The following is a 17,669-nucleotide window of genomic DNA, read 5'->3' as shown; positions in this document are numbered from 1 at the left end:
CTTTACCCAGCACGAAACCCGGCAGCAAGTCTTCCGTCATGGTCAAGGCCTGCGCCGCCAGCAGCATCTCGACGCCGATGATGTATTGCGTATTGGCCACCACCGTGGCCGCCTTGCGCGCGCACCAGGTCGAGTTCGAGACGTGGTCTTCGCTGTTGCCCTTGGCCGGGATGCTGTCGACGCTGCCCGGCATGCACAGGGTGCGGTTTTCCATCACCAGCGAACTGAGCGAACATTGCACCACCGGATAACCGGTGTTGACGCCGCGCACGCCGCTCATCAGGTTGCGCGGCAAGCCCCATGACAGGGTCGGGTCGATCAGGCGCGCCACGCGCCGTTCGCAGATGCTGCCGAGGTCGGTGACCGCCATCGCCAGCAGGTCCATCGCCTGCGCCAGGTACTGGCCGTGGAAATTGCCGCCCGAGATGATTTCGAAGCCGCCGCCTTCTTTGTCGAAAATCAGCGGATTGTCGGTGGCCGAGTTGATTTCCTTGTCGACGATGTTGTCGATGTAGTCCAGCGCATCGAACACCGGGCCGTAGACTTGCGGCGAGCAGCGCAGCGAATAGACGTCCTGGATGCGGGCGGTGTAGGGAATGTCGGTGCGGCGCAGCTCTTCCGGGAACTGCACGGCGCGCGCCTCATGCGTGGTGCGGGTCGAACCCGACAGCAGCTTGCGGATGATGGCGGCGGTCTTGATCTGGCCGGCGTGCGGACGGGCTTGCTGGATGCGGTGGTCGAACGCCGCCATCTCGGCGCGCATCGCTTCCAGGGTCAGGCCCAGCGACAGGCAGGCGTCGCTCAGCAGGTTGCGGGCGTCATGCGCCACCAGCACGGCCACCGCCAGCGACGCGGTGCAACCGTTGATCAGGGCCGAGGCGTCCTTGGCCTTGAGGTCGAACTTGACCGGGCCGACGCCGGACTTGGTGATCGCCTCAGGCGCGCTCATGCGCTGGCCCTGGTACATCACTTCGGCTTCGTCGAAACCGGCAATCGCAGCGGCCAGGTAGGACAGTGGCGCGAGATCGCCGGAGGCGCCGACCGACCCCTTTTGCGGCATGACCGGATGGATGCCGGCGTTCAGGAAAGCCAGCAGCCGATCCACCACTTCCACCCGCGGCGCCGAATAGTTGCTGGCGAAGGCGTTGGCGCGCAACAGCATGGTGGCGCGGCTGACTTCTTCCGAGAACGGTTCGCCGATGCCGGCGCAGTGGGCCTTGATCAGCTGGGTCTGGAACAGTGCGATATGCTCGACCTTGATCCGGGTATCTTTCAGCAGGCCGACGCCAGTGTTGAAGCTGTACATCATCGGCGCTTCGTCGTGCATCCAGGTCGATTCGATGTAGTCGCGGCTTTCTTTCAGGGCAGCGCGGGAAGAGTCGGCCAGCGCAACCGGCAGGTGCGGCGCGCGGGCGACGTCGACCACTTGCTGGGCGGTCAGGTTGAAGCCGTCGATGGTGATGGTGGTAGTAGTCATGTTCAAGTCCAAGGTGGATTAGCGTTTAAAATTTTCGACAAAGCGGCTGAACGCCTGGGCGGCGAGGGCGGCGTCGTCGGCTGTCATGATTTCATCGGGATGATGGCTGATGCCGCCGTTGCCGCAGCGGACGAACAGCATCGCCACATCGGCGATGGCGGCCATCGCCATGGCGTCGTGGCCGGCGCCGGACGGCAAATGTTTCGGCGCCGAGCCGCCGGCTTCGATCGCGGCCGCCAGCTGCTGCTGCAGCCACGGCGCGCAGGGCACGCTGGACGCTTCGTGGGTCTTGCGGGTGTGGACCGCGACATTGCGGCGCTGGCCGACCTGTTCGATCCTGGCCAGCACATCGGCCACCGCTGCCTGCCTTGTCTCGTCTTGTTCGGCGCGGATGTCGATGGAGAACAGCGCCTTGCCCGGCACCACGTTGGCGGCGCCGTTCGGCACGTTGAACTGGCCGACCGTGCCCACCAGCCCGCGTGTGCCATGGCAGCGCTGTTCGATGTACAGGCCGATTTCGGCGGCCGCCATGGCGGCGTCGCGCCGCATGTCCATCGGCACGGTGCCGGCGTGGCCGGCCAGGCCTTCAATCTCCACCATGAAGCGCGATGCGCCGGAGATGGCGGTCACCACGCCCAGCGGCAGGTCTTGGTTGAGCAGCACCGGCCCTTGCTCGATATGCACTTCGACGAACGCCAGCACGGTTTCTGGTGCATACGCCGCCTTGCCCAGGCCGGCTGCGTGAAAGCCGGAGGCGGCCATGACGTCGCGCATGCTTTGCCCGGCTTCGTCCAGGTTGTCCAGCACCGCCAGGTCGAAGGTGCCGGCGGCGGCGCGGCTGCCGAGCAAGGTGGCCTTGAAGCGCACGCCTTCTTCTTCGGCAAAGCCGATGATCTCGATCGCGAAAGGGAAGCGCTTGCCGGCCGCATGCCATTGCTGGACGCAGGCGATCGGCAGCAGGATGCCGAGATTGCCGTCGTACTTGCCGCCGTTGCGTACCGTATCGAAATGCGAGCCGGTCAGCAGGGCGGGCGCATCCGGTGTCAGCCCCTCATAGCGGCCGATGACATTGCCTGCCATGTCGCGCCGCACGCTCATGCCGGCCGCGCACATCCATTCCGCCAGCCGCGCCGCCGCGCCGTGGTGGGCGCTGGTCAGGTAAGTGCGGGTCAGCATGCCGGGCGCTTCGCTGAACTGCGCCAGCTCGTCGGCCCAGCGCATGATCTGTTCGCCGCAAGCAGTTTGTATTTCCATATTGCAACTCATTGCTGTCTCCTTACTGTGGATTCATGGTTTTTCTTGGTTTTTTTGGATAATACTCTTGAATTCAATTATTGCATACAATAAGTGAATGCATTATATTGAATCCGGGGCGCTGCTTTTCCAGGCTCGATCCAAGACCGAAACAGAGCGCGTCCAGATATATAAATTGGTATAAACCAAACAAAACAATTAGGAGACGAACGTGCGGCGCTTTTACAAATCACTGTTTGGCCAGGTGCTGATAGCACTTGTCATGGGAATCGCGGTTGGTGTGTTGTTCCCGAAATTCGGAGAAAGCCTGAAACCCTTGGGCGACGGCTTCATCAAGCTGGTCAAGATGATCATTCCGATGATCGTGTTCTGCGTGGTGGTGCAAGGCATCTACGGCGCGGGCGAACTGAAGAAGGTCGGCCGGGTCGGCCTCAAGGCGCTGATCTACTTTGAAGTGGTGACCACGGTTGCCCTGGTGCTGGGGCTGCTGCTGGCGTTCGTGTTCCATCCCGGGGTCGGCATGAACATCAATCCCGATACGCTGGACGCGAATGCGCTGTCGAGCTACGTGGAAACCGCCAACAAGGTCAGGGGCGGCAGCTTTTCCGACTTTGTCATGAAAATCATCCCGAACACCGTGGTCAGCGCATTTACTTCCGGCGACGTGCTGCAAGTGCTGCTGTTCTCCATCATTTTCGGTTCGGCCCTGTCGCTGATCGGCGACAAGGCAGCACCTATCGTCACCGTCGTGCACAGCATGTCGGAAGCGTTTTTCAAGTGCATGTCGTTCATCATCAGGCTGGCGCCGCTGGGCGTGTTCGGCGCCATCGCTTTCACGGTCGGCAAATACGGTGTCGGATCCCTGCAGCAGCTGAGTTTCCTGGTGCTGCTGTATTTCTTTGCCGTGGTGGTGTTTGTCTTTGCGATACTGGGCACCATCTTGCGGCTGGCGGGCTTCAGCATCTTCAAGCTGATCAAGTACCTGCGCGCCGAACTGCTGGTGGTGCTGGCCACCGCTTCATCGGACAGCGTATTGCCGCAGGTGATGCGCAAGCTGGAATACATGGGCATCAAGGATTCCACCGTGGGCCTGGTGATCCCGACCGGCTATTCGTTCAACCTCGACGCTTTCTCGATCTACCTGACCCTGGCCGCGGTATTCATTGCGCAAGCCACCAATACGCCGCTGGCGATTACCGACCTGCTGGCGATCCTGGCGGTAGCCCTGATCACTTCCAAGGGCGCGCATGGCGTGCCCGGTTCGGCGATCGTGATCCTGGCCGCCACCTTGTCCGCCATCCCGGCGATCCCGGTGGTGGGGCTGGTGCTGGTGCTGTCGGTCGACTGGTTCATGGGCATTGCGCGTGCGCTCGGCAACCTGCTGGGCAACTGCGTGGCGACCGTGGTGGTGGCGGTATGGGAAAAGGATATCGACAAGGCGCGCGCCCATGCGGTCTTGAACGGCGCCCGTCCGGCCGCGCTCGAGGATGCGCTGCATGAGCAGGCAAACCTGCAGATGGCGGCGGAAAGCCGCGCGCTGTAAGCCAGGGAAGCAAGCCCGGAGCTGCGTGCGGCCGGGCATTCTTATTCTTTCGAAGGGATCGCATTTGCAAGTACAATTTTGGTTTTAGAACAACGCTCCGAGGAAATCGCTAACATGAGCCTGTCACCAAGCCCTGCCGACAGTTCTGACGATATTGCGGCCGACATCACGACCGCAATTGCCGAGCAGCGCCTGCCGCCCGGCACCAAACTGCGGGAGGAAGCCTTGGCGCGCCTGTATTCCGTGAGCCGCACCAAGATCCGGGCGGCGCTGGTGATGCTGGCAAAAGACAAGCTGATCGACCTGGTGCCGGACAAGGGCGCGTTCGTGAGCCGGCCGACGGAAGAGGAGGCGCGCCAGATATTTTTCGTGCGGCGCGTGCTGGAGACGGCGCTGGTGCGTGAATTCGTGGCCAAGGCCACTGCCGCCGACTATGCATTGCTGGAGCAGCACCTGCAGCAGGAGCGCGAGGCGCTGTCCAAGGAAAATCCGCAAGTCCGTTCCAAGCTGCTGAGCGATTTCCACATCCTGCTGGCGCGCACGGTGGGCAACCAGGTCTTGACCGATGTCCTGACCAAGCTGGCCGGCCGCAGCTCACTGATCACCATGCTGTACCAGTCAACCCGCGATGCCGCCTGTTCCTCCGATGAGCACGTGGAATTCCTGCAGGCGGCGAAGGCCGGCGATACGGAAAAGGCGGTGCAGCTGATGCAGCACCACTTGCATCACGTGGAATCGGCGCTGCAGTTCGAGATACCGCCGCCAGGCGCCAAGAAGGATTTCGTCAAGGCGCTGCTGGCCTAGGGCCGGTTCACACTTCTACATCTGTTTGAACAGATGGATAAAGCTGCGGCTCACTTCCAGTTTTTCTGTATGCCCCTTGATCAGCACCTGGTGGCGGCCGCGCAGGTCGCGCGTGATGCCGTCGATGGCGTTGACGTTGACCAGGGTGGCGCGATGGATCTGCCAGAACAGGTCGGGATCGAGCTCTTCCGCCAGGTCGCGCACTGGCTTGCGGATCAGCGCTTCGTAGCTGGCGGTCTGGACGCTGGTGTATTTTTCATCGGAACGGAAGAACAGGATTTCCTGCACCGGGATCAGCCGTAATTGCTGGCCGATGCTGGCCTGTATCCATTGCAGGTAGACCGGCTTGGTGGCGATGCCCATCTGCTTGGCAAGCTGGGTCAGCATCGAACCCATGTCGGCCGGCGCTGAACTCAGGCGGGCCTTGAGGCGGGTCACGGTCAGGCGCAGGCGTTCGGCTTCGGCCGGTTTCAGGATGTAGTCGACCGCGCCGCGCTCGAAAGCTTCAATCGCATATTCGTCGTAGGCGGTGATGAACACGATGTGGCTTTTGCCGCCGATTTCCTGCGCCGCCTGCAGCCCGGTCTTGCCGGGCATGCGGATATCGAGGAAGGTGAAGTCAGGCTGCAGCTGGTCGACCAGTTCGATCGCTTCATCGCCGTTCTTGGCTTCGCCAAGGATTTCCAGTTCAGGCCAGGCCTGGCTCAGGCGCAGGCGTATCTGGTCGCGCATCAGGCGTTCGTCGTCGGCAATGATTGCAGTAGGCATAGGCAGATTCTAATATTGAATTAACGTTTTTTCTTGACTGCGCCCGAACCCATGATGCTGGAATGTACTTCCGGGTCGCCGGCATACGTGACATCGCCGGAACCGGCAGTCGAGACCCGCAGGGCCTTGCTGGCATAGACGTGGGCGTCGCCGCTGCCGACGATCGACACATTGGTGTTTTCCGCCATCAGGTCGAAGCCGTCGTAGTCGCCGCTGCCGGCAATCGATACCTTCAGGTCGCGCGTCTTGCCCCTTACCTTGATGTCGCCGGCGCCGGCGATGGAGGCGGCGACGACGGGAGCGTTCAGTTCGCCGCTGACGGTGCCGGAACCGGAGATGGAAATCCTGATGCTGTCTTTGGAACTCAGCTTGCCGATGATCTTGAGGTCGCCGGAGCCGTAGATGCCTAAACTGTTGACGTCAGGCGCCGTGATATAGACGTTGATGCTGTGGTGGCTGCTGAAAAACGAATGGCCGGTGAAATAGATCTTCAATGACGAACCGCTGTTCTCCAGTTCGACCTTCGAGGCGGCTCCGTTCTCGGTTTCGATGATTGCCGGCTTGGCGGGTCCCTGGGTCAGGTACACGTTCACCGCATCCATCACTTCCAGCTGCTGGAAGCTGCCTATCTGGCGCTCCGTCTTGACGATGTCGGCGGCCGCGCTGTCGCTGCAGCTGAGCAGGGGAACCATGGCTGCAGCGGCCAGTGTAAGGACAAAAGCAAGACGCGGGATCGATTTCATATTTATTTCCTGTTGCTTCCTAGCCTGTTGGATGGATTTATTGAGGCTTGGCCTTGCCGGCAACTACCTGGTACGGCACTTCGATGGTTGAACATACGCCGCTCGGGCTGTTGGGCGCAATTTCCAGTTGCGCTGCAGCGCCGTGCAACAGCTTGAGGCGGTCGCGGATGCTTTGCAGTCCCAGCCCGGTGCCGTCGCTGGGGAAAGCGCCAAAACCGAGGCCGTCGTCGGTCACGCTGACGCGCAGCTTATTGTCCGCGACTTCTGCCTTGATGCGCAAGTAGCCGCCCTCGGCCTTGCGCTCCAGGCCGTGCTTGATGGCGTTTTCCACCAGCGACTGCAGCATCATCGGCGGGAAGGCCGCGCTGCGCAAGCCTTCCGGTACCTGCAGGTCGACGCTCAGGCGTTCTTCCATGCGCATCTTCAGCAGGTCCAGGTAAGCCCGCACGATATCGACTTCGCGTCCCAGCGTGGTGACGGTGGAGGTTTCCCGCATTTGCGGCAGCACCGCGCGCAGGTACTGGATCAGGCGCTTCTGCATGGCCGAGGCGCGCGGCGGATCGGTTTCAATCAGGTAGTCGACCGACGCCAAGGTATTGAACAGGAAATGCGGTTCAACCTGGGCCTGGATCATCTGCATCTTGGCTTCCGAAACCTCGCGCTGCAGGTTGGCGTGTTCGGCGGCGGCGTTGGCCGCCCTGGCCCGCGCTTCGGCGCGTTTTTTGCCGCCCATCAAAGCCTTGGTGCCGAACAGGCCGATCAGCAGCAGCAGCACAAAATTCACGAACCATTCGGAAGATTTTTTCTGGTAGCGCGCCACCTGCTGTTCGGCCTTTTCGGCAGCCGCCTCATGGATGGCGGCGACAGCGTCGTTGATCGCCTGGTTGACGTCCGCGGTCGCTTCCGGCGGCAAGGTCAGGCTCAGGCTGGCGGCATTCGGTGCAGCCGGCGTAGGTGCGGCCGGCGGCGCAGGTGGGGCGGGCGGTACAGGTGGAGCCTTTGGCGCGTCGTCGTCGGCATCGGCGTCAGCGGTGGCAGCTGCTGCTGCAGGCGACGCTGCAGAAGCAGCTGACGCTGAGGCCGGCGCCGCGGGCGATTTCGACGTCATCGCGCTATCGCCGTCGCCGTCGTAGGTATAGGTACCGGTTTTTATATGGACGCCGGTGTCGTCGATGCGGATATCGGTATTGCCCTTGTTGCGCTTGGACGGCTTGCTGGCGTGCTGGCTGACTTTTTCAATCACCAGCTCGCTGGAGGAAAACAAGGTTTCCTGCAAAATCCCGGCGGCTATCAGCACCAGTACCGCAAACAACAGGAATTTCCACCACGAGAGTTGCGTCACCCAGCTTGCTACCTTGTCGAAACCCCGCGACAGGTAGACCGAGGCGATGGATGCGTTTTTCTTGAATGCGGTGAACGAATCAGAATTCATGGAGTGGGATCGGTTTGTTCGGCAACTCAGCTAAGTTGTCGTCATTTTAAACGGAACGGACGCAGCAGTCTGATCGTTTTGCTAAAGGAATCAAAGAGCGCTGAGCGCTGGCGAGCCGGTTGCTTCGGTTTTCTTGCGTGCTACCTTTTTCACGGCCTGGGCCCGCTGTTGCTGCGTAAAAGCGATTTTTTCTTCCGGCGTCATGCGCTTGCCGATAATTACGATGGGCGGCATCAGCAGCGGGATGTCTTGCGACTGCGTTGCCGGCGGCGCCGCGGCTTTCTTGGCTGACGCTGCCGCCATGGCCGGGCTGGCGCCGATGCTCAGGGTCGCCAGCAGCGTGGCGGCGACCAGTAATTTAGACGTGGTGTTCATTTGCAATCTCCTGGTATATGGAACTGCGGGAACTGCGGGAACTGCGGGAACTGCGGGAACTGCGACATAACAGCGGTTTAGATGACGGCTTTCTTGCGGCTGGCTTCTTGCTGCGCCAGGACCGACTTTTGCTCACGGTTCAGGCGTTTGCCGACGATGGTGATGGTAGGCAGGCAGCCTTCTTCCTGTGCCATCGCCAGTTTTTCTTGCGGGGTCAGGCGCTTGGCGACGATCGTTACTGTCTGCAGGAACTCTGGATGGCTTGGGCGCTTGCCGACGATGGTGATGGTTGGCAGTGTCGAGGCTTCGGTTTGCTGCGGTGCTGCTTGCGCCGGGGCGATGCTGCCGGCCAGGGTAGCGATGGACAGGATGGCGATCAGTGCTTGGCGTGCTGTGTTCATTTTTGTTCTCCTTAGGTGACTGGTAGGTGGCAAACGTTGTTGCATGTCGTCACTTTAGGGAGGGGCAGGGCAAGTCGCCAGCTGCTTGCGACAATCTGCAGAAATGGCGGAACAGAATACAAAAAAGCCCGACTGAGCTGCAGCGGATTTGTCCGGCTTTTGGGGAAACAGCAGGGGTGCGGTGCGGGAATGGCGCATTGTCGGCTCGCCAGGGCCTTGATATTTATTGCTTTAAAGATATGGAATAGGAATGTCTGGCAGTAAATTCACTATTTCTCTTATGCAAATCCATTCTATGCACATGCAAAAAAGTTCGTTCTCTTTATAACAAACCGGTGAGATTATCATCGTTCTTTAGCCGTATTTGTAATAAGAGGACGATGCATGACAGCCGCCGCACTTGCCAAACCAGGTCTTGCCAGGCCCGCCACGCCGTTTCGCGTGATGCCCGGGTTTCGCCTGTCGCTGGGATTTACCCTGTTTTACCTGGCCCTGATCGTACTGATTCCCTTGTCGGCGGTGTTCCTCAAGACCTTCACGCTGAGCTGGGACGGTTTTGTCGCGGCCGTCACTTCGCCGCGGGTGGTGGCTTCCTATCGCCTGACTTTCGGCACTTCCTTGCTGGCGGCGCTACTTAATGCGATTTTCGGCGGCGTCGTGGCCTGGGTGCTGGTGCGTTACCGGTTTCCCGGCAAGAAGCTGATCGACGCCCTGGTCGACCTGCCTTTCGCACTGCCGACCGCGGTAGCCGGGATCGCCCTGACCGCGCTGTATTCCACCAACGGCTGGATCGGCCGGTACCTGGAGCCGCTCGGCATCAAGGTCGCCTTTACACCGCTGGGTATATTAGTAGCGCTGACTTTCATCGGCCTGCCGTTTGTGGTGCGCACCGTACAGCCGGTGCTGGAAGATGCCGAGAAAGAACTGGAAGAAGCGGCGGCCAGCCTGGGCGCCAATCACTGGCAGACATTTACCCGGGTAATTTTCCCGACGGTATTCCCGGCCTTGCTGACCGGTTTTGCGCTGTCCTTTGCGCGCGCCACCGGCGAGTACGGCTCGGTCATCTTCATCGCCGGCAATATGCCGATGGTGTCTGAGATCACTCCCTTGTTCATTGTTACCAAGCTGGAGCAATACGACTACGCCGGCGCCACTGCGATTGCGGTGGTGATGCTGACCGCGTCTTTCCTGCTGCTGCTGGCGATCAACGTATTGCAAGCCTGGACCCGCAAGCGCGGCCAGTCGGTCAAAGTTTAGGAGCCGGACGTGAGCGCTACCGCCAGCAATTTCAATCCGGCCACCGCCGCCGCTCAGCCTGCTGCAAAGCCGCAGGCCAGGGGCGAGCCGGTCCATGTTCCCAACGCTACCCTGGAACCGTTGTGGGTGCGCACGCTGTTGATGACAGTCGCGCTGCTGTTCCTTGCCTTGTTCCTGGTGGTGCCGCTGCTGTCGGTATTTGCGGAAGCTTTCAAGAAGGGCTGGGAAGCCTACCTGGCGGCAATCATCGAGCCGGATGCGATCAGCGCCATCAAGCTGACCCTGCTGACCGCCGCGATCGCGGTGCCGCTCAACCTGGTGTTCGGCGTCGCCGCCTCGTGGACCATCGCCAAGTTCGAGTTCCGCGGCAAGAACATCCTGCTGACCCTGATCGACCTGCCGTTTTCGGTTTCGCCGGTGATTTCCGGCCTGATCTATGTGCTGCTGTTCGGCGCCCAGGGCTGGTTCGGCCCCTGGCTGCGCGAGCATGACATCAAGATCCTGTTTGCGGTGCCTGGCATCGTGCTGGCGACCGTCTTCGTCACCTTTCCCTTTGTGGCGCGGGAACTGATTCCCTTGATGCAGGCGCAGGGCAGCGAGGAAGAAGAGGCGGCCCTGGTGCTGGGCGCGTCCGGCTGGAAGACTTTCCGCCACGTGACCTTGCCGAATATTAAATGGGGCCTGCTGTACGGCGTGATCTTGTGCAATGCGCGCGCCATGGGCGAGTTCGGCGCGGTGTCGGTGGTGTCCGGCCACATCCGCGGCGAGACCAACACCATCCCCTTGCAGGTCGAGATCCTGTACAACGAATACAACTTCCAGGCAGCGTTTGCGGTGGCTTCGCTGCTGGCGTTTCTGGCGCTGCTGACCCTGGCGCTGAAATCGTTCATCGAATGGCGTTTGCGCGAAACGGTATTGCCGCACGGCGCCGCGCATCAATCAGGACAGGAGCAGGCATGAGCATCCAGGTAAGCAACATCAACAAGCGCTTCGGCGAGTTTGTCGCACTGAACAATGTGTCGCTGGAATTCCCCACCGGGGAGCTGACCGCGCTGCTGGGGCCTTCGGGCTGCGGCAAGACCACCCTGCTGCGCATCATCGCCGGCCTCGAAGCGCAAGACAGCGGCCAGGTCCTGCTGGAAGGCGAAGATGCTTCTTCGCGCCATGTACGCGAGCGCCAGGTCGGCTTCGTGTTCCAGCACTATGCGCTGTTCAAGCATATGACCGTATTTGAAAACATCGCCTTCGGCCTGCGCGTCAAGCCGCGCTCGCAGCGTCCGAACGAAAGCGCGATCCGGGAAAAGGTCACCAGCCTGCTGGAGCTGGTGCAGCTGGACTGGCTGGCGGATCGTTATCCGCCGCAGCTGTCGGGCGGCCAGCGCCAGCGCATTGCCCTGGCGCGGGCGCTGGCGGTGGAGCCGCGCGTGCTGCTGCTGGATGAGCCGTTCGGCGCGCTCGACGCCAAGGTGCGCAAGGAATTGCGGCGCTGGTTGCGGCGCTTGCACGATGAATTGCATGTCACCAGCATTTTCGTGACCCACGACCAGGAGGAAGCGCTGGAGGTGGCGGACCAGATCGTGCTGATGAACAAGGGCAATGTCGAGCAGGTAGGCGCGCCGCAGCAGGTCTATGAGAATCCGGCTTCGCCTTTCGTCTACGGTTTCCTGGGCAACGTCAACCTGTTCCATGGCCGCGTGCACCAGGGCGTGCTGGATACCGGCGGCGCGGTGTTCGACGCGCCGGAACACGCCGCGGCGCAAGACGCGCAAGGCATCGGCTACGTGCGGCCGCACGACCTCGACATCGATCGCTACACCGCCGGCGCCGAAGGCATCGTGGTGCAGCTGCGGCGCGCCCACGCCATCGGGCCGCTGGCGCAGCTGGAATTGGAGCGCAGCGACGGTGCAGACGCCGGCTTGATCGAAGCAGTGATTTCCAGCGAACGTTTCAAGCAGCTCGATTTGAAAGATGGCGAAACCCTGGTGGTGCGTCCGCGCCGCCTGCAGGTGTTCGTCGATCAGCAGGCAACACGCTAAGGAGAATATTATGAATTTTCAGCAACTACGTTCTATCCGCGAAGCAGCGCGCTGCGGTTTCAACCTGACCGAAGTAGCGAATGTCTTGTTTACTTCGCAGCCGGGCGTCAGCCGCCAGATACGCGAGCTGGAAGAAGAGCTCGGGGTCGATATTTTCATCCGCAACGGCAAGCGCCTGATCGGCCTGACCGATCCGGGCAAGGGCATCCTGAAGATCGTCGAAAGGCTGCTGCAGGAAGCCGAGAATTTGCGCCAGGCCAGCCAGGAATACTCGGGCGAAACCAGCGGCACCTTGACGGTGGCCGCCACCCACACGCAGGCGCGTTATGCCTTGCCGCGCGTGGTGCAGGGTTTTCGCGCCAGTTTTCCCGATGTCCGCATCGCTCTCCAGCAAAGCTCGCCGGAACATATTGCCGACTGGGTGATATCGGGCAAGGCCGACGTCGGCATCGCTACCGAGGGCCTGACCCAGTTCAAGGAACTGATTTCCTTCCCGTGCTACGAGTGGAGCCATGTGCTGGTGGTGCCGGAGAACCATCCTTTGCTGGACATCAGCGGACCGATCAGCCTGGCCGACCTGGCAGCCTATCCCTTGATTACCTACGATATCGGATTCACCGGCCGCGGGCATATCGACGATGCCTTCAGGACGGCGGGCATTACGCCGGACATCGTGCTGACCGCGATGGATTCCGACGTCATCCAGCAATACGTTTCGCTCGGCCTGGGCGTTGGCCTGGTGGCTTCGATGGCGACCGAGCATAGCCGCCAGAACGGCTTGCGTTCGATCGAGGTGTCGCATCTGCTGGCGTCCAACGTGACCCGGCTGGCAGTGCGGCGCGGCGCTTACCTGCGCTCTTACACCTACGATTTCATCTTGCAGTTTGCGCCGCAGCTCAAGCGCGAAGATATTGTCGAGGCGCTGCAGGCTGAGCCGCACAGCGCTGGCAGCAACGGCGTGCACAAGGGTGATTTTGAACAGCGCATCCTGAAAATAGCCTGAATCGAGCAGCGCTACTAAATCCTGCCCAGGCAGCGTCGGCGTCACGTTCTTGTCATATTCAGGCGCTACGATTTCGTTTGTCTCCTCCGTTCCTCCTCGGGTTCGGATTTAGCCCGCTGCCGCAAGGCCAGCGGGCTTTTTCTTTGGAGCCAGGCATCTTGCCGGCCGCCCGAGGTTGCATTGCAGCAAAGAAAGTTGCCACTTAACAATCAGGTTCGTCCTATACTCAATTGCCTTGCTGATACTGCCCGGCTAGTCCGGGCGTATTAAACGGGTCGGGTAAACACTTGATTAATCGTCGTCACGTAAATGGAGCTTTCTATGGACTGGACACAACTGATAATCGGGCTGGTCAGCGGCGCCGCCGGCGGCAACATCGCAGGCAGCATACTAAGTAAGTTTAATCTTGGCCCGGCGGGCAATTCGATCGCCGGCATTGTCGGCGGCGCGATCGGCAGCAGGCTGCTTGCGGCCCTGACCGGCGGCGCGGTCGCCGGCGCCGGCGCGGCAGCGGGCGGGATGGACCTGACATCCATTATCAGCAACGTCGGCGGCGGCGGTATTGGCGGCGCGATATTGATGGTGATCGTCGGCGTGGTCAAATCGAAAATGGCTGCCAAATAAGAGCAAGCCAGCTTGACGCCAGGCGGCCCCGGGGAACCGGCGCCGCCTGTTTTTATTCTGGCCGGCGCAAGGCCGCGGCGCATTCGCGCACCAGCGCCGGGCCGCGATAAATCAGGCCGGTATACAGCTGCACCAACGCCGCGCCTGCGGCGACCTTGGCTTGCGCGTCGGCGCCGCTGAAGATGCCGCCGACGCCGATGATAGGCAAGGCGTCGCCCAGTTCGCCATGCAGCTGGCGCACCACGCTGGTGGACAAAGCCAGTACCGGCGCGCCGGACAAGCCGCCGGCTTCATCCTCATGCTGCAAGCCGCGGACGGCATCGCGGCTGATGGTGGTGTTGGTGGCGATCACGCCGTCTATCTTGTGCCGCAACAAGGCGTCGGCGATGGTCTTGATCTGTTCGGCGTCGATGTCCGGGGCGATTTTCAAGGCGATAGGGACATAACGCTTGTGCTGGTCGGCCAGTTTCTGCTGCGCCTGCTTGAGTTGCGACAGCAGGGCGTCAAGTTCCGATGCGCCTTGCAGCTGCCGCAGGTTCTTGGTGTTGGGCGAGGAAATATTGACAGTGACATAGCTGGCGTAGGGATAGACTTTCTGCAGGCAGTGCAGGTAGTCTTCGGCGGCGCGCTCGATCGGGGTATCGGCATTCTTGCCGATGTTCAGCCCCAGCACGCCTTGCCGCTCCTGGTAGAACCTGGAAGCCTGGACATTGGCGACGAAGGCGTCGACGCCGCCGTTGTTGAAGCCCATGCGGTTGATGATGGCGTTGGCCGCCGGCAGGCGGAACATGCGCGGCTTTGGATTGCCGGCCTGGGCGCGCGGCGTCACCGTGCCGACTTCAATCGAGCCGAAGCCTAGCGCGGCCAGGCCGTCGATATAAGCGCCATCCTTGTCCAGGCCAGCCGCCAGTCCGACCGGGTTAGGGAAGGTGATGCCCATTACCGTGCGCGGATCGGCTGGCGTCTTGCCGAGCAGGGAAGTGAGTCCGAGGGCCGCGGCGCGGCGCAATGCCGGCAGTGTCAGGTTGTGGGCGGATTCCGGATCGAGTGAAAACAGGGCGGGGCGGGCGAAGGCGTACAGGAGTTTGGCTGGCACGGTAGGCGGCTGTAAAAGATGGTGCAAATTAGGGAGAATAGCGACGGCAGTGAAACCGCGGTCGCTATTCTAACGCACTCCATTCGCCTTGCCGCAGCGCTTCCAGCGGCTGGAAGTTGATTTTATAAGCCATTTTGGGGCTTTCCTTTATCCAGTAGCCGAGATAGACATATGGCATGCCGAGCTGCTTTGCCTGGCCGATCTGCCACAAGACGTTGTAGGTGCCGTAGGAAGCGCCCGGCACGTCGGGATCGTAAAAGGTATACACCGACGACAAGCCGTCGTTCAGGACATCGATGATGCTGACCATGCGCAGGGTGCCGTCGGCTTCGCGGAATTCGACCAGGCGGGTGTTTACCTTGCTTTGCAGCAGAAACTGCGCGTACTGGTCGCGGCTGTCCTGGTCCATGCCGCCGCCGCAGTGGCGCGCGGTCTGGTAGCGCAGGTACAGGTCGTAATGTTCGTGGACATAAGCCAGGTTGGTGACCAGCGTGGTCAGCTGGCTGTGCCGGTCCCAGGCGCGGCGCTGGCTGCGGTTCGGCTGGAACGACGCTACCAGCGTGCGCACCGGGGTGCACGCCTGGCAACCGTCGCAATACGGCCGGTAGGTAAAGATGCCGCTGCGCCGGAAACCGTTCTTCACCAGCTCGGAATAGACGTCGGCGTTGATCAGGTGCGACGGCGTCGCCACCTGCGAGCGCGCCTGGCGGTGGTCCAGGTAGCTGCACGGGTAGGGCGCCGTGGCGTAAAACTGCAGGGTCGAAAATGGCAGATCTTTTAAGTGCGTCATGTGCGTTCCGACTGATGACTTATACCTGCTAATTTACACCGTAATTCCGGTTTGCATAAGAGTTTGTCATGCCTTAATCGCTGAACAAGGGTAATGGACGCCAGCCATGGATTTGCGGCTGGGCGATGGCTTGCCTCAGGTGCCTCAGGAATTCGCTGCGCGCTATCGGCGCGGCGCCCAGCGAAGCCAAATGATCGGTCTGCTGCTGGCAATCGATCATCGCCACGCCGTGCTGGCGCAGGAAGTGCACCAGGTACGCCAGGGCGACCTTGGACGCGTCGCTGACCCGGGTGAACATCGATTCGCCATAGAACATGTGGCCGATGCTGACGCCGTAGGCGCCGCCTACCAGCTTGCCATCCAGCCAGACTTCCGATGAATGCGCATAACCGAGCCGGTGCAGCGCGCGGTAGCCGGCGACGATGTCTTCCGAGATCCAGGTGCCGGCGCCGTCGCGGCGCGGCGCGGCGCATTCGCGCATCACGCGCTCGAAGGCGAAATCGAAACGGACCTGCCAGCGCCGGTCGGTAGAGGTGCTGCGGTGCACCTTGCGCAAGGTCTTGCTTAGGCTCGAGGAAATGACGAACTGGTCTGTCTTCAGCACCATGCGCGGATCGGTGCTCCACCAGAGGATCGGCTGGTTCTCGGAAAACCAGGGGAAGATGCCGTGCCGGTAAGCGTCCAGCAGGCGCCGCGGCGACAAGTCGGCGCCGGCCGCCAGCAAGCCACCCGCGCCATCCTCGTCGGTCAGCGCTTTGCTGACATCGGGAAACGGGCTGTCCAGTTCAAGCCAGGGGATCATCGCGGCTCCGGCGGTACCCTATTTAGCCGCCAGGCCGGCGCGCATGGGTTTGAAAATGTCTTGCGCATGGAGGTTGAACTGGCCGCCTTCCTGGCGGATTTTCCGCATGTCGGCGAAGAAGGCGCGCAAAGTGATGTCGACGGTAGGAAAGGCGATTTCATCCCACGGGATTTCGTTCTCCGTGAACAGGCCTACTTCCAGGCTTTCAATGCCGGCGGCGTAATCGAGGTCGAGCAAGGTGGCGCGATAGAACAGGTGCACCTGGTGCACATGCGGCACGTTGAGCAGCGAAAAAAGCTCGTGCAGTTCGATCCTGGCGCCAGCTTCTTCCAGGGTTTCGCGGCGGGCCGCATCGCCGGTGGTCTCATCGTTTTCCATGAAACCGGCGGGCAGGGTCCAGTAGCCGTATTGCGGCTCGATCGCACGTTTGCACAGCAGCAGGCGCAGCTCACCATCTTGTTCCCATACCGGGATCGAACCGATCACCATCTTCGGATTCTGGTAATGAATGGTGCCGCAATTGCTGCAGACATAACGCATGCGGTTGTCGTCCGGCGGAACCTGCAGGCTGACGGGATGCGCGCATTCGGAACAAAATTTCATAGGGGGCAATAGATAGTTTGAATCGGTAGTTTGGGAGTTTAGCATTGCCTATTAGATAGAGCTGTTCTTAATCCGATTGTCTGTATTGGTTGCATTGCACTGCAATACACTATATACTTTCATTCTTCAGACGCGGGGTGGAGCAGTCTGGCAGCTCGTCGGGCTCATAACCCGAAGGTCGTAGGTTCAAATCCTGCCCCCGCAACCAGTTACAGCAAGAAGACTAGCGGTAAAAAGCCGCAGTGAAGTTTTTCTTGCGCATGAAGCCTTAAGTGGAAAGCGCTTAAGGCTTTTTATATTCAGACGCGGGGTGGAGCAGTCTGGCAGCTCGTCGGGCTCATAACCCGAAGGTCGTAGGTTCAAATCCTGCCCCCGCAACCAAAAAAAAGACGGACCAGCTACTAGATTTAGTAGCCGGTCCGTTTTCATTTTGGCCTAGATTTCATCGCCTTGTAGTTCAATTTCCATTTTCCCAAAGATACCGCGCGGAATCGTATGGGCCGCTGGCCTGTTGTCTTGTAGCGCGCTAGATAGGCCCATCAGCATTTCGTTGAATAAGTGCTTGAATTCGGCTGCAGCGGTCACTATGAGAGGGAGCAGGGGGGAGGCGCGCCGGACGTTGACGGTATATTCCCGGCCCGCTGCATGTTGTAGGGCAGCA

Annotated in this window: 18 protein-coding genes and 2 tRNA genes; 9 read left to right on the top strand and 11 right to left on the bottom strand. The window is 60.9% G+C overall.

The window, feature by feature from the left end:
• Window positions 1-1,477 (bottom strand): HAL/PAL/TAL family ammonia-lyase (hutH, locus tag BM062_RS23775; protein WP_092401893.1); only part of this gene is annotated, 1,477 nt, incomplete at its 3' end.
• A gap of 18 nt (window positions 1,478-1,495) precedes the next feature.
• Window positions 1,496-2,731 (bottom strand): allantoate amidohydrolase, encoded by a 1,236-nt coding sequence (locus tag BM062_RS23770; protein WP_254785233.1) that lies wholly within the window; start codon window positions 2,729-2,731, stop codon window positions 1,496-1,498.
• Between the two features lie 211 nt (window positions 2,732-2,942).
• On the opposite strand from BM062_RS23770, the gene BM062_RS23765 reads away from it, so the two are divergent.
• On the top strand, window positions 2,943-4,274 hold the full coding sequence (locus BM062_RS23765) for a C4-dicarboxylate transporter DctA (RefSeq protein WP_092401887.1): 1,332 nt from the start codon (window positions 2,943-2,945) through the stop codon (window positions 4,272-4,274).
• Between the two features lie 114 nt (window positions 4,275-4,388).
• Window positions 4,389-5,078, top strand: a complete 690-nt coding sequence (locus tag BM062_RS23760; RefSeq protein WP_092401884.1) for a GntR family transcriptional regulator — start codon at window positions 4,389-4,391, stop codon at window positions 5,076-5,078.
• Window positions 5,079-5,093: 15 nt separating this feature from the next.
• On the opposite strand, the gene BM062_RS23755 is transcribed toward BM062_RS23760, so the two are convergent.
• From BM062_RS23755 to BM062_RS23735, 5 genes are all read right to left on the bottom strand, one after another.
• Entirely contained in the window at window positions 5,094-5,846 is a 753-nt protein-coding gene (locus BM062_RS23755; protein WP_092401881.1) for a LytR/AlgR family response regulator transcription factor, read from the bottom strand.
• Window positions 5,847-5,866: 20 nt separating this feature from the next.
• The gene (locus BM062_RS23750) at window positions 5,867-6,589 is read right to left on the bottom strand and encodes a head GIN domain-containing protein (RefSeq protein ID WP_092401878.1); all 723 of its coding nucleotides are present in this window, start codon (window positions 6,587-6,589) and stop codon (window positions 5,867-5,869) included.
• Between the two features lie 37 nt (window positions 6,590-6,626).
• Window positions 6,627-8,021, bottom strand: coding sequence for a sensor histidine kinase (locus tag BM062_RS23745; RefSeq protein WP_092401875.1), 1,395 nt, complete (start codon window positions 8,019-8,021; stop codon window positions 6,627-6,629).
• Window positions 8,022-8,111: 90 nt separating this feature from the next.
• Window positions 8,112-8,396, bottom strand: a complete 285-nt coding sequence (locus tag BM062_RS23740; RefSeq protein WP_092401872.1) for a hypothetical protein — start codon at window positions 8,394-8,396, stop codon at window positions 8,112-8,114.
• 77 nt (window positions 8,397-8,473) lie between these two features.
• Window positions 8,474-8,797: a hypothetical protein gene (locus tag BM062_RS23735; protein WP_092401869.1), complete on the bottom strand. Its 324-nt coding sequence runs from the start codon at window positions 8,795-8,797 to the stop codon at window positions 8,474-8,476.
• Window positions 8,798-9,181: 384 nt separating this feature from the next.
• Between BM062_RS23735 and cysT the strand changes: the two genes are divergently transcribed.
• The 5 genes from cysT (at window position 9,182) to BM062_RS23710 (ending at window position 13,717) form a co-directional block, all read left to right on the top strand.
• Window positions 9,182-10,054 (top strand): sulfate ABC transporter permease subunit CysT, encoded by an 873-nt coding sequence (cysT, locus tag BM062_RS23730; protein WP_092401866.1) that lies wholly within the window; start codon window positions 9,182-9,184, stop codon window positions 10,052-10,054.
• 9 nt (window positions 10,055-10,063) lie between these two features.
• On the top strand, window positions 10,064-11,014 hold the full coding sequence (gene cysW, locus BM062_RS23725) for a sulfate ABC transporter permease subunit CysW (protein WP_092401864.1): 951 nt from the start codon (window positions 10,064-10,066) through the stop codon (window positions 11,012-11,014).
• Window positions 11,011-12,090 carry a sulfate/molybdate ABC transporter ATP-binding protein gene (locus BM062_RS23720; RefSeq protein WP_092401861.1) on the top strand — a complete coding sequence of 360 codons (1,080 nt, stop codon included), beginning with the start codon at window positions 11,011-11,013 and terminating at the stop codon, window positions 12,088-12,090. Before cysW ends, BM062_RS23720 begins: the two co-directional genes overlap by 4 nt.
• 10 nt (window positions 12,091-12,100) lie before the next feature.
• On the top strand, window positions 12,101-13,093 hold the full coding sequence (locus BM062_RS23715) for a CysB family HTH-type transcriptional regulator (RefSeq protein ID WP_092401858.1): 993 nt from the start codon (window positions 12,101-12,103) through the stop codon (window positions 13,091-13,093).
• Between the two features lie 321 nt (window positions 13,094-13,414).
• On the top strand, window positions 13,415-13,717 hold the full coding sequence (locus BM062_RS23710) for a hypothetical protein (RefSeq protein WP_254785232.1): 303 nt from the start codon (window positions 13,415-13,417) through the stop codon (window positions 13,715-13,717).
• Window positions 13,718-13,769: 52 nt separating this feature from the next.
• On the opposite strand, the gene BM062_RS23705 is transcribed toward BM062_RS23710, so the two are convergent.
• The 4 genes from BM062_RS23705 to BM062_RS23690 all read right to left on the bottom strand — a co-directional run bounded on the left by BM062_RS23705 (window position 13,770) and on the right by BM062_RS23690 (window position 17,008).
• Entirely contained in the window at window positions 13,770-14,813 is a 1,044-nt protein-coding gene (locus BM062_RS23705) for a quinone-dependent dihydroorotate dehydrogenase (protein WP_092401852.1), read from the bottom strand.
• A gap of 64 nt (window positions 14,814-14,877) precedes the next feature.
• Entirely contained in the window at window positions 14,878-15,603 is a 726-nt protein-coding gene (locus BM062_RS23700) for an arginyltransferase (RefSeq protein ID WP_092401849.1), read from the bottom strand.
• Between the two features lie 73 nt (window positions 15,604-15,676).
• A complete protein-coding gene (gene aat, locus BM062_RS23695; RefSeq protein ID WP_092401846.1) occupies window positions 15,677-16,405 on the bottom strand; it encodes a leucyl/phenylalanyl-tRNA--protein transferase in 729 nt (242 codons plus the stop codon).
• An 18-nt stretch (window positions 16,406-16,423) separates the two neighbouring features.
• Window positions 16,424-17,008: an NUDIX hydrolase gene (locus tag BM062_RS23690; protein WP_092401843.1), complete on the bottom strand. Its 585-nt coding sequence runs from the start codon at window positions 17,006-17,008 to the stop codon at window positions 16,424-16,426.
• 131 nt (window positions 17,009-17,139) lie between these two features.
• Here BM062_RS23690 and BM062_RS23685 point away from each other — a divergent pair.
• Window positions 17,140-17,216, top strand: a tRNA-Met gene (locus tag BM062_RS23685).
• A gap of 96 nt (window positions 17,217-17,312) precedes the next feature.
• A tRNA-Met gene (locus BM062_RS23680) sits at window positions 17,313-17,389 on the top strand.
• Window positions 17,390-17,669 lie beyond the last annotated feature (280 nt).

Source organism: Collimonas sp. OK412 (assembly GCF_900112135.1).
Taxonomy (GTDB): Bacteria; Pseudomonadota; Gammaproteobacteria; order Burkholderiales; family Burkholderiaceae_D; genus Collimonas; species Collimonas rhizosphaerae.
The sequence above is the reverse complement of the archived record's forward strand: the minus strand, read 5'-3'. Positions and strand labels throughout refer to the sequence as shown.